We start from the raw sequence: 18840 nt of genomic DNA, 5'->3' as shown, positions 1-18840 counted from the left end.
GCCGGCAAAATGAGCGTTCAAACCACCGACTATGCCGCCTCCGAAATCCGCTCGCCGGCGGCGTTTTTCGCCAACCGAGTCTTCATCTACGGCGCCCTCATCTTCTGGGCGTTCATCTGCCTGTTCCCGATCTATTGGACGATAACCACCTCGTTCAAGACCGCGGTCGACGTCACCCAGGGCCATCTGATCCCGTTCGTCGACTTCCAGCCCGACTGGAAAGGCTGGCGTTCGCTCGGCCTTTCGCCGGACTCGATCTTTCGGACATCGACGGTGCGGGACGAATTTATCAAGCGCTTCATGAATTCGGTCATCACCTCGGTCGGCGCGTCGAGCCTAGCCATCGTCATCGGCAGCCTCGCCGCTTACGGGCTGACCCGCTACCGCTACAAGTTCGCCTGGTTCAGGAACGAGGACATTTCCTTCTTCTTCCTGTCGCAGCTGATCCTGCCGCCGGTGGTGCTGGCCCTGCCCTTTCTCGTGCTCTACCGGGAAGTCGGGCTGCTCGACACGCGCGTCGGGCTGATCCTGCTCTACACGCTGATGGTGCTGCCGATCGTCATCTGGATCATGCGCGATCAGTTCAACTCCATCCCGGTGGAACTGGAGGAGGCAGCACTCGTCGACGGCCTGTCGATCTGGGGCGCCTTCTTGCGCATCGTCATGCCGATCGCGCTGCCGGGCATGGTCGCCGCCTTCATCCTGGCGATGGTGCTGTGCTGGAACGAGTATTTCTTCGCCGCGCTTTTGACCTCGACCGACGCCAAAACCATACCGGTGATGGTGGCGAGCCAGACCGGCTCGCAAGGCATCAACTGGTGGTCGATGGCGGCCCTCGCCACCGCCGCCATCACGCCACTCGCCGTCATCGGCATCGCGCTGGAGCGCTATCTGGTCATGGGCATGACGGCGGGCGCGGTGAAGTAACTGGGCCGATCTTCCCTTCTCCCCTTGTTGCGGAAGCGAAAGCCGCGCTAGCGCAAAAGCGTTGCACGCAGATGATCGAGGATCATAGCGACGCCCTGTCGTCCCAATTCCGCCGAGGCTTCGAGGGCGCTTGCCGTGTACCAGCCGGTGTTGTCGGCGAAATGGTCGGCATCGACCGCTTCCGGGCACAGCGCCAGCATCAGCGACGTCTCGCCGATGCCGGCATGGTCGAACGGGTACTGGCTGTGCATTGAAGCCGGCATCAGCGGATGCACCTGCACCCAGTTGAAGAAATTGCTGCCCTCGGCGTGCTCGGCATAATAGTCGGCCATCGCCGCAGAGCCCCACCAGCCTTCGCCGCGTTCTTTCTCAAGGAAGCGGAAAATGGCCTGCCGACCGGCGGCCTTGAAGGCGAGATCGGTCGGCATGCCGGCGGCAAAATTCTCGGTCTGGTGGTGAATGATGGCGTGGATGTTGCGGAAGCCGATGCGCAGCAGGCTGTAGAACAATTCCTCCGCGAATGGTGCCAACACATTGCCGCCGACCTGCACCGAGCCGCTGCCTTCCGGCGCCGCAACGGCATAGCTTGCCGCGCCGTAATAGAAGGGCGGCAGAATGACGATTTCGGCCTCCGTTTTGAACAGTTCCAGGATCTTGACCACCGCCAGTGTGTCCATGCCGACGGCCATGTGCTCGCCGTGATATTCGAGCACACCGAGCGGCAATACGACCGGCCAGTTCTCGGCGATCGCCTTGCGGATCTGATGCGGCAGCATCAATTCGTAGCGCATGACGCCTACTCCATATTGGTGTGACGGGCGCGCATCGCTTCCGGCGATACGCCCGTCAGAGCCCTGAGCTTCAGCACCATCACTTCGAAGAGGACGAACAGAGCACCTTCGAAAACCGAGCCCATCGGCAGGACGGATGTCTTTTCCGGGCCTTGGTCGTCGGCCATGGTCTGAGCAGGGATAAGCAGTGTGAAGTCGGCCAGCTTTGCGGCAGTGCTGCCGGCTTGCGCGGTCAGCAGCAGGACGGCGGCACCGGCATCGCGCGCGATCTGCATCAAAGTCAGCACGGTCGACGTCTCGCCCGGGCCGGAACTGACGAGGAACACATCGCCCGCGCCCAGCGGCGGCGTGATCATGTCGCCGACGACCGACACCGGCAGACCGAGATGGTAAAGCCGCATGGCAAAACCCTTGACCTGCAGCGCCTCGCGGCCGCAGCCATAGGTGACGATCTTTCTCGCTTCGGCCAAGATGGCGCAAGCGGCGTCGATGCGGCTTTCGTCGATGCGCTCCAGCACGGTGCCAAGCTCGTTCAGCGCAATCCCAAACAGGTTTCCGCCGGCGTCCATCATAACATTTGCACCAGCTTGCATGTGCAGGAGAACCACTTGAATATCTCGGTCACATTTACCTCGAACAGCTTGTTTTCATTCATGCTATCACCGCGAAAATCGGTGTCCAACGGCACGCGGTGCTTTTGATGCGCCACAGCCGTGATAGTGTCACGGCAAATCGCAAATGAGGAAACGGCAGCATATGAAGACACGGCGTTTCGACCGCATCGGCAATGGCGGCATCAATTTCACCGAGCTCGGCTTCGGCACGGCGCCGCTCGGCAATCTCTACCGCGCCGTCTCCGACGAGGATGCCAATGCCACGCTGGAGGCGGCATGGCGGGTCGGCTGCCGCTACTACGACACCGCACCGCTCTATGGGCTGGGCCTTGCCGAAACGCGGCTCAATCCGTTCCTGCGTTCGAAGAAGCGTGACGACTACGTGCTGTCCAGCAAAGTCGGGCGCATCATGCGCGCCTGCCCGCCGGACCAGCGCACCGGCATCGGCAAGTTCTTCGACACGCCGTCGCGCCGCGAGGTCTACGACTACAGCTATGACGGCGTTATGCGGTCCTTCGAAGCCTCTCTGGAACGGCTCGGCGTCGACCGCATCGACATCCTCTTCGTGCATGATGTCGACATTTTCACCCATGGCAGCAAGGAAGCCTCGGACCAGCGCATCCAGGAATTCATGAGCTCCGGTTATTACGGATTGCTGGCGTTGCGCGACCAAGGCGTGATCAAGGCGTTCGGCGGCGGCATCAATGAGTGGCGGGTTGCCCAGACGCTGGCCGAGCGCGGCGATTTCGATCTGTTTCTGCTTGCCGGGCGCTACACGCTGCTGGAGCAGGAAGCGCTGCAGTCTTTCCTGCCTCTATGCCAGCAACGTGGCATCGGCATCGTTCTCGGCGGGCCGTACAATTCCGGCATCCTGGCAACCGGGCCGAAGCAAGGCGCCTATTACAATTATTCGGAGGCGCCGCAGGACATCATCGACCGCGTTACCCGCATCGAGGCCGTCTGCAAGCGCCACGGCGTGCGCCTGATCGAGGCGGCGCTGCAGTTCCCGCTGCTGCACCCTTCGGTCGTGTCGGTAATCCCCGGCGGCCAGCGGCCGGGCGAAGTCGAAAGTAATCGCTCGCTGCTCGACGCGAAGCTGCCACCGGCGCTGTGGGCCGATCTCAAGAAAGAAGGCTTGATGCGCACGGATGCGCCGACGGCATAGCGCCGCCTTTTCCAACGACCCTGCGGGGCCTAGAAAAGAAAAACCGGATAGCCGGCTTTTCTTTTCTCTGAAAGACTTAAGGAGGCGCTTAGTTGACCGCGTCCTTGAGGCCCTTGCCGGCCGAGAACTTCGGCACGGTGCGCGCCGGGATCTTCACTTCCGCACCGGTCTGCGGATTGCGGCCGGTCGACGCAGCGCGTTGTGACACGGTGAAATTTCCGAAACCGACAAGCCGGACATCGCCGCCCTTTTTCAGTTCGCCGGTGATGACGGAAAACACCGCATCAACCGCCGACTGCGCGTCACCCTTCGAAATACTCGCGGCATCGGCGACAGCGGACACCAGTTCGTTCTTGTTCATAAAAATTCCCTTCCATGAGAAAACCGGAACACTCGACTCATCCGGCAGGAAACGGACTTTAGAAAGAAGCGCTCCGGCAACCAAGTCGAAAAGCGCCAAGAAAGTCGAAAAAAGCCCGGAAATCCGGGGTTCTTCACATGAAAAGCCGGGCTCAAGGCCCGGCTCTCTCTTTGTGCATTGCAACTTTAGCAGGAGCTAATGCGCCAGCGATTTGCCAGCGTCGTCTCCGACATCCACCACCGCCGGCGCATTGACGGGTTCGACCCACTGGATCGGTTCCGGCATGCGCACCAGCGCATGGCGCAGCACTTCGCCAACCCGTGAGACCGGAATGATCTCCATGCCGCTCTTCACGTTCTCCGGAATCTCCGCCAGATCCTTGGCGTTCTCTTCCGGGATCAGCACCTTCTTGATGCCGCCGCGGAGTGCGGCGAGCAGCTTTTCCTTGAGGCCGCCGATCGGCAGAATCCTGCCGCGCAGCGTGATCTCGCCGGTCATCGCGACATCGGCCTTGACCGGGATACCGGTCAGCACCGAGACGATCGCCGTCGCCATCGCCACGCCAGCCGACGGTCCGTCCTTGGGGGTTGCGCCCTCTGGCACATGGACGTGGATGTCGCGCTTGTCGAACAACGGCGGCTCGACGCCGAAATCGATGGCCCGCGAGCGGACGTAAGAGGCCGCCGCCGAGATCGATTCCTTCATCACGTCGCGCAAATTGCCGGTCACGGTCATGCGGCCCTTGCCGGGCATCATGACGCCTTCCACCGTCAACAGCTCGCCGCCGACTTCCGTCCAGGCGAGCCCGGTGACCACGCCGACCTGATCGTCGCTCTCGACCTGGCCGAAGCGGAAGCGCGGAACACCAAGATAATCGGCAAGATTGTCCGCCGTGATGTTGATCGTCTTCTTCTTCGTCTTCAGGATCTCGGTCACCGCCTTGCGCCCGAGCTTCATCAGCTCGCGCTCCAGGCTCCTGACGCCCGCTTCACGGGTGTAGGTCTGGATGATGCCACGGATCGCGTCCTCGCCGACGGAGAACTCCTTCGGCTGCAACGCGTGGTCGCGGATCACCTTGGGCATCAGGTGACGTTTGGCGATCTCTATCTTCTCGTCCTCGGTGTAGCCGGCGATACGGATGATCTCCATGCGGTCCATCAAGGGCGCAGGGATGTTCAACGTGTTCGCCGTCGTCACGAACATCACGCTCGACAGGTCGTATTCGACCTCGAGGTAATGGTCCATGAACGTCGAATTCTGCTCGGGATCGAGCACCTCAAGCAAAGCCGATGACGGATCGCCGCGGAAATCCTGGCCCATCTTGTCGATCTCGTCGAGCAGGAAGAGCGGATTGGATTTCTTCGCCTTTTTCATCGACTGGATGACCTTGCCGGGCATCGAGCCAATATAGGTGCGCCTGTGACCGCGGATCTCGGCCTCGTCGCGCACGCCGCCCAGCGCCATGCGGATGAACTCGCGGCCGGTCGCCTTGGCGATCGACTTGCCGAGCGAGGTCTTGCCGACGCCGGGAGGTCCGACGAGGCACAGGATCGGCCCCTTCAGCTTCTTCTGGCGGCTCTGCACGGCGAGGTATTCGACAATGCGGTCCTTGACCTTGTCGAGCCCGAAATGATCGGTATCGAGCACATTCTGGGCAAAGGCCAGATCCTGCTTGACCTTGGAGTTCTTACCCCACGGGATCGACAGCAGCCAGTCGAGATAGTTGCGCACGACGGTCGATTCAGCCGACATCGGCGACATCGTCCGCAGCTTCTTCAGTTCGGCTTCCGCCTTTTCGCGGGCCTCCTTGGAGAGCTTGGTTTTCTTGATGCGCGCCTCGATCTCGGCGGCCTCGTCGCGGCCGTCCTCGCCTTCGCCGAGCTCCTTCTGGATCGCCTTCATCTGCTCGTTGAGGTAGTATTCGCGCTGCGTCTTCTCCATCTGGCGCTTGACGCGCGAGCGGATGCGCTTCTCCACCTGCAGCACCGAGATTTCGGCTTCCATGAAGCCCATCGCCTTTTCCAGCCGTTCCTTGACGGACAGCGTGGCGAGCATCTCCTGCTTCTCGGGGATCTTGATGGCAAGATGCGAAGCGACCGTGTCGGCGAGCTTGGAATAGTCGTCGATCTGGCTGGCGGCACCCACCACTTCGGGCGAGATCTTCTTGTTCAGCTTGACGTAGTTCTCGAAGTCGGTGACGACGGAACGGGCCAGCGCCTCGACCTCGACCTCTTCCTCCTCCGGTTCGACCAGCGCCGCAGCACGGGCCTCATGGAAGTCGGGACGGTCGGTGAACGCGACGATTTTCGCACGCGAGGCGCCTTCGACCAGCACCTTTACGGTGCCGTCCGGCAGTTTCAGCAATTGCAGCACATTGGCGAGCGTGCCGATATCAAAGATGGCATCGGGCTCTGGATCGTCGTCGGCGGCATTCATCTGGGTCGCGAGCAGGATCTGCTTTTCCTGACCCATCACTTCTTCCAGCGCCTTGATCGACTTTTCACGCCCGACAAAGAGCGGAACGATCATATGCGGGAACACCACGATGTCGCGCAGTGGGAGGACTGCGAAAACGCCGTCGCTGGGAGCCTTGGATACTTTGGCCATTGTCCAACCTTTCATGTCGCGGCCGCCAATGGGCCAACCGCGAATCTCATATTAACGACCGGGGATCGTTCCGCCTACCACCGTTTGTGACGGGAGTTTTACAGCACAGAATTCGGCACCACGGCCTTCTGCCTTTAGTTGGAGGCACGGGGGGTAAAGATCAAGGGTCAACACGGTCCGTCCCTCCAATCTGCAGCCATTACGCGGCGCCGTTACGCGGTGTGCGACAGCAAAACGGCGCCCTGCGGCGCCGTTTCAGAAAAATCCATTGCCGGCTCACGTCAGGCGCTGACGTTGCCTTTCTTTTCCTTCTGCTCGGAATAGATGTAGAGCGGCCTGGCGTTGCCTGACACCACCTCTTCCGAAATAACCACTTCGCGCACGCCTTCCAGCGCCGGCAGTTCGAACATGGTGTCGAGAAGGATCGCTTCCATGATCGAACGCAGGCCGCGCGCGCCGGTCTTGCGGTCGATGGCGCGCTTGGCGATCGCCGACAGCGCGTTCTCGTGGAAGGTCAGGTCGACATTCTCCATCTCGAACAGCCGCTGGTACTGCTTGACCAGCGCGTTCTTCGGCTCGGTCAGGATCTGGATCAGCGCCGGTTCGTCGAGATCCTCGAGCGTCGCCAGGACAGGCAGACGGCCGACGAACTCGGGAATGAGCCCGAACTTCAAGAGATCCTCAGGCTCGACCAGGCGGAAAACATCGCCGGTGCGGCGATCCTCGGGCGAAGCGACAATGGCGCCGAAGCCGATCGAGGTCTTGCGGCCGCGATCCGAGATGATCTTGTCCAGCCCGGCGAATGCGCCGCCGCAGATGAACAGGATGTTGGCGGTGTCGACCTGCAGGAATTCCTGCTGCGGATGCTTCCTGCCGCCCTGCGGCGGCACCGAGGCGACGGTGCCTTCCATGATCTTCAGCAAGGCCTGCTGCACGCCCTCGCCCGACACGTCGCGGGTGATTGAGGGGTTGTCCGACTTGCGCGAGATCTTGTCGATCTCGTCGATATAGACGATGCCGCGCTGGGCACGCTCGACATTGTAGTCGGCCGACTGCAACAGCTTCAGGATGATGTTCTCAACATCCTCGCCGACATAGCCGGCCTCGGTCAACGTCGTCGCGTCGGCCATGGTGAAGGGGACGTCGATGATGCGGGCCAGCGTCTGCGCAAGCAGCGTCTTGCCGCAGCCGGTCGGGCCGATCAGGAGGATGTTCGACTTCGCCAGCTCGACGTCGTTGTTCTTGCCGGCATGGGCGAGGCGCTTGTAGTGGTTGTGGACGGCCACCGACAGCACGCGCTTGGCGTAGGGCTGGCCGATGACGTAGTCGTCGAGAACCTTGAGGATCTCCTGCGGTGTCGGCACGCCCTCGCGCGACTTCACCATCGAGGTCTTGTTCTCCTCGCGGATGATGTCCATGCACAGTTCGACGCATTCGTCGCAGATGAACACCGTCGGCCCGGCGATCAGCTTGCGCACTTCATGCTGGCTTTTGCCGCAAAACGAGCAATAAAGCGTGTTCTTGGAATCGCCGCTGTTGCTGCCGACCTTGCTCATTTTCATGTCCTTTCATGGCCGCCCGCCGATGGTCTGGTTGAAAGGGCGCATAATTCAATCTATCGCGGGAATCCGCCGCCGCCAGTGTTCCGGCTCTCGCAACGCATTCCGTACGAAACACAAATCGGAAAACGGGGCAACGATTCGAACAACCCCACGCAAAGCTAAGCCGTCGAAAATCAACATAGCCTTAACGTAGGCAATTGCACCCGTCGAGGGAACAGCCAATTGTGGCCGAAATGCCGCAAGCCGCGCCAAAAGCGCGTGATCCCGCCACTCACTGCCACCGCGGGGCCACCGCGGGCCTATAGGGCAATGCCTTCGACCGGTTCACGTGACGAAATGACTTTGTCGATGAGGCCGAAATCCTTGGCCTCGTCGGCAGTCATGAAATGGTCACGGTCGAGCGTTTTTTCAATCTCATCGTAGCTCTTGCCGGTGTGCTTGACGTAAACCTCGTTGAGGCGGCGCTTCAGCTTGATGATGTCCTGCGCATGGCGCTCGATGTCGGAAGCCTGGCCCTGGAAGCCGCCGGAAGGCTGGTGGACCATGATGCGAGCGTTCGGCGTGGCAAAGCGCATGCCCTTTTCGCCTGCGGTGAGAAGCAGCGAACCCATCGATGCGGCCTGGCCGATGCAGAGCGTCGACACGGCAGGCTTGATGAACTGCATGGTGTCGTAGATCGCCATGCCGGAGGTGACGACGCCGCCGGGCGAGTTGATATAGAGGTTGATTTCCTTCTTCGGATTCTCCGCCTCGAGGAACAGCAGCTGCGCGCAGACCAGCGTCGCCATGCCGTCCTCGACCGGGCCGGTGATGAAAATGATGCGCTCCTTGAGGAGCCGCGAGAAAATGTCGTAGGCCCGCTCGCCGCGATTGGTCTGTTCGACCACCATCGGAACGAGGTTCATGTAGGTTTCGACGGGGTTCTTCATGGACTATCCCTTTTTGAGGATGGGATTCCGGCGCCGGAGATTTGCAATCGGGCAGAATCGGTTCTGGATCGTTGTTCTGTAAATAGGATGCCGGCTCACCCTAGCGCAAGGCCGCCTCTCCTAGCCATCCGGTTAAGTCGAATCAAGGCTTCCAAAGCAAGTTTCGCCCGTCGCCGCGCCGGCAGCCCTCTGCTACCGCCGGAAGGGCGCTCATGCCTGGCCGTTGTTTAGCGATTTCTTAACCGCATCGCTTAACGAAAAGCGGTAAAACCGCTTTTTCCTGTCACGGCTTGCCCTACAATCCAACGTTGAACCCGCTCCACGCAGTTCAAACAGGGGGAGTGCAATGATCAGGAAAACAGCTTCCTTGGCTATTACAGGCGTCGCCGTTCTCGGCATGGCGTCCGAAACGGCGGCCGGCGGACGCGCGGTCGAATGCTACGAGCAGCTCAACCGGCCGGCCGTCTACGACACGGTCTATGAGGATGTGCTCGTCAGTCCCGCCGGCCAGCAGGTCGAGTATGTTGCACCGATCTACGGAACGCGCGAGCGCGTGGTGCAGATCGCGCCGGCGCGCGTCAGCTACGAGATCGTGCCCGCCATCACCCGAACCATCTGTCGCACCGTGAGGGTCGATGACGGCGGTTATTCCTGGGAATGGCGCATCATCAATGGCCGCAAGGTGCTGTGCAAGGTCAGGCACAAGGCGCGTTATGAACGCGTGGCCGAAATCGTTGTGGTGCAGCCGGAACGCCGGCGGCGCGTCGTCCTCCCCGCCGAGTATGAGAGCGTCGCCGAAGAGGTTCTCGTGCGACCCGAGCAACGGCGCATCATCGACGTGCCCGCTTCCTACCGGACGGTGGCCCGACGCGTGGTGGTCAGGGAAGGCTCATCCAGCTGGCGGCGCGTGCATATTCCGAGGCATTGCCAACATTAGCCGCTCAGGCCAGTTCGGCCCTGAGCCACTTCTTCAGGCCGGCGACATCGCCATTGCCGACGCAAGCCGCAACGCGCCGGCCGACCGCCGCGCCGAACTTGTAGCCGTGGCCGGAGCAGGCCGAGACGATCAGGCATTTGTCTTTCTGATGCGCGAGGAACTTCTCGTCGGCGGTAAAGGTGTAGGCGCAGGTGACCACTTCGGTGACCCTGTACTCCTCAATGTGCGCGATCGGCGGCGAAAACAGGTTGCGGATCGCCTCGCCTTCGCCCGGCACCGGCTGGCGGTTCCAGTCGGCGTCGCTGGTTGGCACCCTGTGCAGGCCTGAGCCGAATTTCATGCCGGCGCCGCCGGAGGGCGGGATCACGTAGCCGTCGACACTGCCGCCAATGTCGAGAACAACTGGTGCAGCCCGCCACGCCTCTTTCAGATCCGCCGGCGGCTCGACATAGGCGAGCGCGGTGCGCCAGGTTTTCAGTTCCCCATCGAGCTCCGGGAATAGTTTTAGCACCCAGGCGCCGGCAGCGACGACGATCCGGTCGGCCTGCATCGTTTCGCCGCTCGCAAGCACGATATGTCCGGCCTCGGCGTCGATCTCGGCCACCTTGCTGTTTTCGTAGACATTGGCGCCGTTCGCGCGCAGCCATCTGGCGAGGCCCGAGGCGATCTTGCGGCAGTGCAACGCGCCACCGTCCGGCGAAAAATACGCATAGCGGAACGAACCGGGCTGCAGGAACGGCCAGCGTTCGACCGCGGCGTCCGGCTCGAGCAGCTCGAACGGATAGTTCCCCTCCTCCAGCCCTTCGCGGTATTCCTCGGCCTCGTCGCCCGGCTCGCGCGAAATACAGATGAAGCCGCGCGGGTCGAGATGGCTTTCGCCGAGATCGGCCCACATCTCGTCCCACGCTTCATAGGCTTCGGTGATCAGCCGGCCATAGCCCGTTCCGGCGCGATAGGCGCGGCGGATGATGCGATGATGGTCGCCGGACGCGGCAAGCGGATTGGGGATCGGTCCCTGCTCGACGATCGAGACGAGGTGACCGGCCTTGACCAGAGACCACGCCGTGGAAAGCCCGGCAATGCCTGCACCGACCACGATCACATTCATGAAAACCGTCCTTCCGCAACCGCTTCCGCTGCTCACCTCACGGGAGGGCCAACATACGGTCTGGCACCAGACTGGCAAGCCGCGCTAATGGTCTGGCATGACCGAATTGAAACCACCCTGCCTTGCCTTTGATCCAGCCACGCGCAGCCTGCGGCTCGATCCGCACGAGCCTGCTTTCTTCCAGCATCCATACGAGGCCTACGCCTTCCTGCATGGCGCATCGAATGTCTTCTTCTGGGAGGAGTTTGGCTTCTGGTGCTTTGGCGGCTTCGACGACGTCAACCGGCTGCTGCGCGATCGCCGCTTCGGCCGCCAGAACCCGGCCGGCATTCCGGACAGCCGAGGCATCGGCCAGAACCGTACGCATCTCAGCGCTTTCGACGGCGTCGAAGCCAATTCGATGCTGGAATTGGAGCCGCCTGTCCACACGCGACTGAGAACGCTGGTCAACCGCGCCTTCGTCTCGCGCCAGGTCGAGCGGCTCAGGCCGCGTGTCGAAGCGCTGGCCAACGAACTGATCGACCGTTTCGAGCCAGGAGAAGTCGACCTGCTGCCGGCCTTCGCCGCTCCCCTGCCGATCACCATCATAGCCGAAATGCTCGGCGTGCCGGTCGAAATGGGACCGCAACTGCTCGACTGGTCGCATCAAATGGTCACCATGTACATGCATGGACGCACCCGCGCGACGGAGGAGACGGCCAACCGGGCCGCACGCGACTTTTCCGATTTCCTGCGCGGCTACGTCGCTGAGCGGCGGAAGAGGCCCGGCGAGGATCTTCTGTCCCTGCTGATTGCGGCACAGGAGGACGGCCAAAAACTCTCGGAGGACGAGTTGGTGTCCTCGGCCATTCTTTTGCTCAATGCCGGCCATGAAGCAACTGTCCACCAGACCGGCAATGCGGTGCGTTCGATCCTTGCGCAAGGCGGCGACCCGCGCCGCTTCTTCGCCTCGCCGGAGGCCACCGCAGCGACTGTCGAAGAATGCCTGCGCTTCGACGCGCCGCTGCACATGTTCACGCGCTACGCCTATCACGCGGTCGAGGCCGGGCCGGGGATCATCGTCCCACCGGGCGAGACGATCGGGCTGCTGCTTGGCATGGCCAATCATGACCCTTCTGCGTTTACCGAGCCCTTCGCCTTCAGGCCGGACCGCGCGGACCAGAAGAACGTGTCGTTCGGCGCCGGCATTCATTTCTGCATCGGCGCACCGCTCGCTCGGCTCGAATTGCAGGTGTTGCTGAAAACCTTGTTCGAGCGGCTACCGCGGCTTCGTCTTGCGGAACAGCCGCGCTTCCGCGACACGTATCATTTCCACGGGCTGGAAACGCTTGCTGTCAGAATCTGAGGACGGCTTCCGACGACAGGCTTCGAAAGCCTGCTCCGGCGAATTCCGGTCAAATAGGCAACATCTCAAGGTCGCGAGTGCCAAATAATCGCTGATCGAACGATGAAGCTAACCGGAAGCAGGACCTCACACATAACAATCTCCGGATGGCGATAGAAATTCGGTCATGAAGCTTGAAGAGAGACCGGATTTGAATCTGTTTGCGTCGTCTCGCGGACGATGTCGAGGAAGGCCTTCAGCACCGGCGAGGGTTGTTCACGCCGGTAGATGATTGAAGTGTCGATGGACAAGGTTCGTCCCTGGATAGGGCGATAAACGACGCCGCTCCGGCGCAAATTTTGCAGACAGGCGGGCAGCAGCGAGACGCCCAGCCCGACGGATACAAGTCCGATAATTGTCTGCTTGGGCGTTGCTTCTCGAACGATCCTCGGGCTGAACCCGGATGAACGTCACAGCCCGACGATCTCGTCATAGAGGGATGGACTGATGCTGCGCGGGAACTGAATCAACGCTTCGGAGGCCAGGTCGGCCAGCGCGACCTCTGCTTCCGAGGCCAGCCGATGCGTTTCCGGCAAGGCGACGATCAGGGGTTCGACCAGTATGCTTTCGACCCTCAATGCCTCGTGAACGACGGGAGGATGAACAAAACCGATATCGAGCTGGCGTTCGGCCACTGCCCTGACCTGATTGGGAATGCGCAGATCGGTCAGGCTCAACTCGACCTCGGGATAGCGCTTGGTGAAGCGTTGGACGACAGAAGGCACCACGCTGTAGATAGCCGCGTCGATGAATCCGACAGCAAGATGGCCGGTTTCGCCACGATCGGCTTTGCGAGCAAGCTCCACCGCCTGCTCTGTCTGCTGAAGCACGGCCCTAACCTCATCAAGGAACACACGCCCCGCCGCAGTCAGTTCGACCTTGCGCTTGGTGCGCTCCAGCAAGCGCACACCCATCGCCTGTTCCAGTTGCTGGATCTGCTTTGTCAGGGGCGGCTGTGAGATATGCAAGCGCGCCGCCGCGCGCCCGAAATGCAGCTCTTCGGCGACGGCCAGGAAGGACCGCATCAGCTTGTGGTTCATCTTCAGCCTTTAATTTCCCAAATAGAATTACTCATGGCTCAAACGATATTGGACGGAAAGTATCGGAATCTGCAAAATCCGGAAAGCTGCAAAATCCGGGAGACGCGCTTTGAAAGATTCCGAGATTTCACGCCGCCAGATGCTGAAAGTGCCACTCATCGGTGCGACGATCGCGGCGGCATCTCAATCCGGTCTTGTCTGCGAGGCGCTTGCCCAACCCGTTCCAGCTTCGTCGCCAGCGCCCCCTGGCGCTTTCGCCCACAATGTCGAAGCAGTGGGCTATACCGATCTCGATCATCGCCCAGCCTTCAAAATGGCGATCAGGCAGGTTGGCGAACGTTGGTATCTCTACACTGGGCATTTCTGGCACTCCGGCTGGAGCATCGTGGATGTGACCGACCCGGCCAAGCCCGAGACGGTCAAGTTCGTGCCCTATCGCGGCACGAATACCTGGACTCTACAAATAGATTTGTCCGGCGACACGATGGTGACCGCCCTCGAAAAGCCCTTTGCTCATTTCGGCGGTGACCCCGACGCACCGTTTGGCGAAGGCGTTCTGATCTGGGATATCGCCGACCCCATCAATCCGAAACAACTCAGTCACTACCGTACCGGCGGAAACGGCACGCATCGCAACCTCTATCCCGGTGGACGTTATGTCCACCTTGCCGCCGGCATGCCGGGTTACAGGGGCAACATCTACGTCATCCTCGATGTTTCGGATCGCTCGAGTCCGCGCGAAGCCGGACGCTGGTGGGTGCCGGGCCAGCACGAGGCCGGCGGCGAGAGCTTTGCAGCCGCGAAGCCCACCGCCGACCAGGAGACCGCCGATCGCTACCGGTTGCGACTGAAGCCGCAATGCATGTGCGGCGCCTTCTGCGCCAGCACGGGCGAGGATGTCTCGCTGCACGGCCCGCCTTATGTCACCGGCGATCTTGTCTATTTGCCTTATGGTGCGGCGGGTATCATTGTGCTCGATATCAGCGACGTCTCCCAGCCGAGGCAGGTCGGCGGCCTGAGCTTCAGCCCTCCGTTTCATTCGCGCTTCGGTGTGCATAGCGTGCTGCCGATTCCAGAGCGCGGCATTGCCTTCGCCAATTCGGAGAACGTCACCTATGGACGTGGTCCGATGCATCACGCGTCGATCGTCGATATTTCCGATTCCAGTGAACCCTTCCTGCTGTCGCTGTTGCCCGAAACCCGTGCCACCCGAAGGCGCTCCCTATTCGGATTTCACAACTCGTGGCGGCTGGCGCGGGCCGCACAACATCAACCACCACCAGCATCATCCCGATGTCCAGAAACAAGGCGATCTGTTCTACATCGCGCACTTCAACGCTGGGCTCAGGGTCTACGACGTCTCGAATACTCGGCTTCCGCGCGAGGTCGGCTACTTCATCCCGCCGGAGCCAGTCCGACGCTACGGCCCTATGCCGGAAGACAAGCTGGTTGTTCAGACCGAGGACGTGGTCGTGGACCGGCGCGGCTTCATTTACATAAGTGACAAGAACCAGGGGCTCTGGATTCTCCGCTACACCGGCCCGCGGCCGGAAACGGATCGAACGTGACGGTCACATTCACCCTGAATGAGGCCTTAGTCTGAGCGCTGAAGCGGAGGCAGTCATGATTTGCTGGGAAGTTTCATGGCACCGCGACATGATGAGCGGATACGGATTTTCCGACACGGACATCGATCGCCTTTTGTAAAGTCCGGCGCGATGCGAGATCAAAGCTTGATCACATACTCCTTGCGCGTCGTTTCAAGCACTTCCCAGCTTCCTCTAAAGCCCGGCCTGAGCACAAAACTGTCGCCGGCCCTGACGGTGCGCGCCTCGCCACCCTTCTCGGCGATCACTGAAACGCCCGACAGTATGTGGCAAAACTCCCACTCGTCATATTCGATGCGCCATTTGCCGGGCGTTGCTTCCCAGACACCGGCATAGAGGCCGCCGTCCTGTTCCTCGACGTTCCAGGTGCGGAATTTCGGATCGCCCGAAATCAGGCGATCCGGCGCCGGTGCGCCAAGTTCCGGTTCGACGGTGTCGACGCCGACGGAAAGAAATTTCGGCGTGGTCATGGCCATCAAACCTTGACGAGGGCCTGTTCCAGATCGGCGACGATGTCGTTAACGTCCTCGATGCCGACCGAAAGCCTGACGGTGTCCGGACCTGCCCCGGCGTTAATCTTCTGCTCGTCGGAAAGCTGGCGATGCGTGGTCGATGCCGGGTGGATGACCAGCGACTTGGTGTCGCCGACATTGGCCAGGTGCGAGAACAGCTCGAGCGCCTCGACGAATTTGATGCCCGCCGCATAGCCGCCCTTTAGGCCGAAGGTGAACACCGCGCCAGCGCCGAGCGGCGAGTACTTCTTCTGCAGCGCATTGTTTTTGTCGCTGGGCAGGCCGGGATAGGACACCCAGGCAACCTTGGGATGGTTGGAGAGCCAGCCGGCCACGGTGACTGCATTGTCACAATGGCGCTGCATCCTGAGCGGCAGGGTTTCCAGGCCGGTCAGGATCAGGAACGCGTTGAACGGCGAAATCGCCGCGCCGATGTCGCGCAGGCCGAGCACGCGGGCGGCGATGGCGAAGGCGAAATTGCCGAAGGTCTCGTGAAGGACGAGGCCGCCATATTCGGGGCGCGGCTGCGACAGCATCGGATATTTGCCCGACTTCGACCAGTCGAAGGTGCCGCCGTCGACGATGGCGCCGCCGATCGAATTGCCGTGGCCGCCGATGAACTTGGTCAGCGAATGCACGACGATGTCGGCGCCATGCTCGATCGGCCGCAGCAGATAGGGCGAGGCCAGCGTGTTGTCGACGATCAGCGGCAGGCCGTGCTGGCGGGCAATGTCGCCGATCTTCTCGATGTCAACGAAGACGCCGCCCGGATTGGCCAGGCTTTCGATGAAGATCGCCTTGGTCTTGTCGTCGATCTGGCTCTCGAAGGTCGAGATATCGTTGGTGTCGGCCCAGCGCACCTGCCAGCCGAAATTTTTGAAGGCGTGGCCAAACTGGTTGATCGAGCCGCCGTAAAGCTTTGTCGCGGAAACGAAATTGTCCCCCGGCTGCATCAGGTTGTGGAAGACCAGCACCTGCGCGGCATGGCCGGAGGCGACGGCAAGGCCTGCCGTACCGCCTTCAAGCGCGGCGATGCGCTCTTCCAGCACCGCCTGCGTCGGGTTCATGATGCGGGTGTAGATGTTGCCGAACGCCTTCAGCCCGAACAGCGAGGCGGCATGGTCGGCATCGTCGAAGACGAAGGAGGTGGTCTGGTAGATCGGCGTCGCTCGCGCGCCGGTCGCCGGATCCGGCTTGGCGCCGGCATGGACGGCGAGCGTGTTGAAACCGGGCGTGCGGGCCATCGAAAACCTTCCCTTTTAAACCTTCTGAAAAGCGCGGCGCATTCTTGGCGGAGCTCAGCTCCGAATGCAAAGAAGAAAATGCCCCTCCGCGCGTGATCTGCGAATGGGCTAGCCGGAAAATGCCGACAGAGCCGGAAATTAATTGCGTTTCTATTTCTGGCGAACGCCGAAGCTCTGGAACCCCGGCCGCATCAGCGGCTTCTTCGACGACAAAACGCCGGAATTGACGCCGGTCCAGCCGATCTCGCCAGACAGCTTGCCATATTCGATCTTGGGGCACCGGTTCATCACCACTTTGATGCCGGCGGCTTCGGCGCACGCGGCCGCCTGGTCATGGCGTATGCCAAGCTGCATCCAGATGACTTTCGGCAGCGGATCGAGCCGCAACACGTCGTCGACAATGCCCGGTACGGCAGCGGAAGCGCGAAAAACGTCGACCATGTCGATCGGCTGGGGAACATCGGCGAGCCTGGCATAGGTCATCTGGCCGAGGATCTCCTTGCCGGCCTGGCCGGGATTGATCGGAAACACCGAAAACCCTTTGCCGAGCAGATATTTCAGCACGAAATAGCTCGGCCGCACGTCATTGGCGGACGCGCCGACCATGGCGATGGTCTTCACCGAATTGAGGATGCCGGCGATGTAGGCATTGTCGTAGCTGTCGTGGTTCATGCCTCGTCATACAGCGCTTCAGAGTGAGGTGCCAACAGCCGAGCAAGTGGCTTGCAATGGGCCAGGGAGAACGTCGTCAGCCCGGCAGGGAAATCGATCCGTCTTCGGCGATCGGAAAAGCCGGATTGTGCGCCACTTCCCAGACATGCCCGTCCGCATCGGCGAAATAGCCGTACCAACCGCCCCAGAATGCGCGGCCAGCCGGCTTGACGATACGGCCGCCGGCCTTCTCGGCCATCGCCAGCACTTCGTCGACCTCGGCGTCGGAGCGGGTGTTGTAGGCGAGGTAGACGGCCGAAGGTGCCTTGCTGAAGGTCACGCCTGAATCCTCTTCGGCGCTTTGCCGCGGGAACAGGCCGAGAATGGCGCCGCCCATCTGGAAGAAGGCAACGCCCTCGGTGATCCCGGCATGGCGCTTCAGGCCCATCGCCTCGTAGAAGCGCACGGCGCGGTCGAGATCGTCCGTGGCGATGGTGATGATGGAGATGCGCGGTTCCATATCCGCCTCCTATTCCTCCGGCCATTCCGGCTTGCGCTTGCCGACGAAGGCGCCGATGCCCTCTTCCGCATCGCGCGCCAGCATGTTCTCGACCATGACGCGCCCAGTGTAATCATAGGCGTCGGCCAGCCCCATCTCGGCCTGCTCATAAAAGGCTTCCTTGCCGATCTTGACGACCAAGGACGATTTGGACGCAATGGTTTGCGCGTATTTGGTGACAATCTGATTCAGATATTCGCGCGGCACGACGCGGTTGACCAAGCCGAATTCCTTGGCGGTTGCCGCATCGATCGTCTCGCCGGTCAAAAGCATCTCCATGGCGTGCTTGCGCGAGACGTTGCGCGACAGCGCCACCATCGGCGTCGAGCAGAACAGGCCGATATTGACGCCAGGCGTGCAGAAGGTCGCCTCGTGCGAGGCGATGGCGAGATCGCAGCTGGCGACCAGCTGCAACCCGGCCGCCGTCGCCAGACCATCGACTTCGGCGATCACCGGTCTTGGGTGGCGAACGATCGCCTGCATCAGCGCGGCGCAGGCGGAAAACGTCTCTTCGAAGAAAGCCCTGCCGCGATCAGGATCGGCGCGGTGCGTGCTCAACTCCTTGAGGTCGTGCCCGGCGCAGAACACTTTGCCGGCCGCCCCAAGCACTATGACGCGGAGGGATTTGTCGGCCTCGGCGCGGTCGAGTTCCGCCGTCAGCGCCGCCATCATTGCAAGCGAAAGAGCGTTGGCCGGCGGATTGGCGAGCGTCAGGCGCAGCACGCCGTTGTCCAGCCCGGAGACGACCGGCCCTTCGGCAAGGGCCGGCTTGATGGCGACGATTTCGGCCATGGGTCGTTACTCCGCGAGTTCGGGATCGGTGATGGACTAATCTAGTATGC

General features: G+C 61.5%; 19 protein-coding genes and 1 pseudogene. 5 read left to right on the top strand and 15 right to left on the bottom strand.

The annotated features are described in order from the left end of the window. The first annotated feature begins 9 nt into the window (after positions 1-9). Positions 10-927: a carbohydrate ABC transporter permease gene (locus NKJ08_RS21060; protein WP_352783158.1), complete on the top strand. Its 918-nt coding sequence runs from the start codon at positions 10-12 to the stop codon at positions 925-927. Positions 928-974: 47 nt separating this feature from the next. Here NKJ08_RS21060 and NKJ08_RS21055 read toward each other — a convergent pair whose 3' ends face one another. Together NKJ08_RS21055 and hxlB are read right to left on the bottom strand one after the other, a co-directional pair. Continuing rightward, a complete protein-coding gene (locus tag NKJ08_RS21055) occupies positions 975-1718 on the bottom strand; it encodes a creatininase family protein (protein ID WP_352528741.1) in 744 nt (247 codons plus the stop codon). Positions 1719-1723: 5 nt separating this feature from the next. After that, a complete protein-coding gene (gene hxlB / locus NKJ08_RS21050) occupies positions 1724-2290 on the bottom strand; it encodes a 6-phospho-3-hexuloisomerase (protein WP_352528739.1) in 567 nt (188 codons plus the stop codon). 184 nt (positions 2291-2474) lie between these two features. On the opposite strand from hxlB, the gene NKJ08_RS21045 reads away from it, so the two are divergent. Beyond that, complete coding sequence (locus NKJ08_RS21045) at positions 2475-3497, top strand: aldo/keto reductase (protein ID WP_352528737.1); 1023 nt, start codon at positions 2475-2477, stop codon at positions 3495-3497. 88 nt (positions 3498-3585) lie between these two features. Here the strand turns inward: NKJ08_RS21045 and NKJ08_RS21040 are convergent, their stop codons facing one another. From NKJ08_RS21040 to clpP, 4 genes are all read right to left on the bottom strand, one after another. After that, positions 3586-3858 carry an HU family DNA-binding protein gene (locus NKJ08_RS21040; RefSeq protein WP_023674657.1) on the bottom strand — a complete coding sequence of 91 codons (273 nt, stop codon included), beginning with the start codon at positions 3856-3858 and terminating at the stop codon, positions 3586-3588. 195 nt (positions 3859-4053) lie between these two features. Next, complete coding sequence (lon, locus tag NKJ08_RS21035) at positions 4054-6465, bottom strand: endopeptidase La (RefSeq protein ID WP_352528805.1); 2412 nt, start codon at positions 6463-6465, stop codon at positions 4054-4056. A 281-nt stretch (positions 6466-6746) separates the two neighbouring features. After that, positions 6747-8021: an ATP-dependent Clp protease ATP-binding subunit ClpX gene (gene clpX, locus NKJ08_RS21030; protein ID WP_352528735.1), complete on the bottom strand. Its 1275-nt coding sequence runs from the start codon at positions 8019-8021 to the stop codon at positions 6747-6749. Between the two features lie 305 nt (positions 8022-8326). Beyond that, complete coding sequence (clpP, locus tag NKJ08_RS21025) at positions 8327-8956, bottom strand: ATP-dependent Clp endopeptidase proteolytic subunit ClpP (RefSeq protein WP_352528733.1); 630 nt, start codon at positions 8954-8956, stop codon at positions 8327-8329. Between the two features lie 346 nt (positions 8957-9302). Here clpP and NKJ08_RS21020 point away from each other — a divergent pair, with 346 nt between their 5' ends. Then, positions 9303-9893 (top strand): hypothetical protein, encoded by a 591-nt coding sequence (locus NKJ08_RS21020; RefSeq protein WP_352528731.1) that lies wholly within the window; start codon positions 9303-9305, stop codon positions 9891-9893. Between the two features lie 4 nt (positions 9894-9897). Here the strand turns inward: NKJ08_RS21020 and NKJ08_RS21015 are convergent, their stop codons facing one another. After that, a complete protein-coding gene (locus NKJ08_RS21015) occupies positions 9898-11001 on the bottom strand; it encodes an NAD(P)/FAD-dependent oxidoreductase (RefSeq protein ID WP_352528729.1) in 1104 nt (367 codons plus the stop codon). A 97-nt stretch (positions 11002-11098) separates the two neighbouring features. Here NKJ08_RS21015 and NKJ08_RS21010 point away from each other — a divergent pair, with 97 nt between their 5' ends. Further along, on the top strand, positions 11099-12346 hold the full coding sequence (locus NKJ08_RS21010) for a cytochrome P450 (protein ID WP_352783152.1): 1248 nt from the start codon (positions 11099-11101) through the stop codon (positions 12344-12346). A gap of 164 nt (positions 12347-12510) precedes the next feature. Here the strand turns inward: NKJ08_RS21010 and NKJ08_RS21005 are convergent. The 3 genes and pseudogenes from NKJ08_RS21005 to NKJ08_RS20995 all read right to left on the bottom strand — a co-directional run bounded on the left by NKJ08_RS21005 (position 12511) and on the right by NKJ08_RS20995 (position 14482). Further along, positions 12511-13410: pseudogene (locus NKJ08_RS21005) on the bottom strand (LysR family transcriptional regulator). Between the two features lie 142 nt (positions 13411-13552). Next, positions 13553-13786 (bottom strand): hypothetical protein, encoded by a 234-nt coding sequence (locus tag NKJ08_RS21000; protein ID WP_352528725.1) that lies wholly within the window; start codon positions 13784-13786, stop codon positions 13553-13555. Between the two features lie 96 nt (positions 13787-13882). Continuing rightward, positions 13883-14482 carry a hypothetical protein gene (locus tag NKJ08_RS20995; RefSeq protein WP_352528723.1) on the bottom strand — a complete coding sequence of 200 codons (600 nt, stop codon included), beginning with the start codon at positions 14480-14482 and terminating at the stop codon, positions 13883-13885. Between the two features lie 58 nt (positions 14483-14540). On the opposite strand from NKJ08_RS20995, the gene NKJ08_RS20990 reads away from it, so the two are divergent. After that, on the top strand, positions 14541-14993 hold the full coding sequence (locus NKJ08_RS20990) for an LVIVD repeat-containing protein (RefSeq protein ID WP_352777514.1): 453 nt from the start codon (positions 14541-14543) through the stop codon (positions 14991-14993). A gap of 158 nt (positions 14994-15151) precedes the next feature. Here NKJ08_RS20990 and NKJ08_RS20985 read toward each other — a convergent pair whose 3' ends face one another. From NKJ08_RS20985 to NKJ08_RS20965, 5 genes are all read right to left on the bottom strand, one after another. After that, a complete protein-coding gene (locus NKJ08_RS20985) occupies positions 15152-15508 on the bottom strand; it encodes a cupin domain-containing protein (RefSeq protein WP_352528719.1) in 357 nt (118 codons plus the stop codon). Then, entirely contained in the window at positions 15508-16788 is a 1281-nt protein-coding gene (locus NKJ08_RS20980; RefSeq protein WP_352528717.1) for an O-acetylhomoserine aminocarboxypropyltransferase, read from the bottom strand. The genes NKJ08_RS20985 and NKJ08_RS20980 overlap by 1 nt, the downstream gene beginning before the upstream one ends. A 150-nt stretch (positions 16789-16938) precedes the next feature. Continuing rightward, the gene (locus tag NKJ08_RS20975) at positions 16939-17460 is read right to left on the bottom strand and encodes a CoA-binding protein (RefSeq protein ID WP_352528715.1); all 522 of its coding nucleotides are present in this window, start codon (positions 17458-17460) and stop codon (positions 16939-16941) included. Between the two features lie 76 nt (positions 17461-17536). After that, positions 17537-17959, bottom strand: coding sequence for a VOC family protein (locus NKJ08_RS20970; protein WP_352528713.1), 423 nt, complete (start codon positions 17957-17959; stop codon positions 17537-17539). A gap of 9 nt (positions 17960-17968) precedes the next feature. Continuing rightward, positions 17969-18790, bottom strand: coding sequence for an enoyl-CoA hydratase (locus NKJ08_RS20965; RefSeq protein WP_352528711.1), 822 nt, complete (start codon positions 18788-18790; stop codon positions 17969-17971). Positions 18791-18840 lie beyond the last annotated feature (50 nt).

This window comes from Mesorhizobium sp. M0244, from assembly GCF_040321795.1.
Lineage (GTDB): Bacteria > Pseudomonadota > Alphaproteobacteria > Rhizobiales > Rhizobiaceae > Mesorhizobium.
Note: the sequence above shows the minus strand (reverse complement) of the source record. Positions and strands in the feature narration are given on the sequence as shown.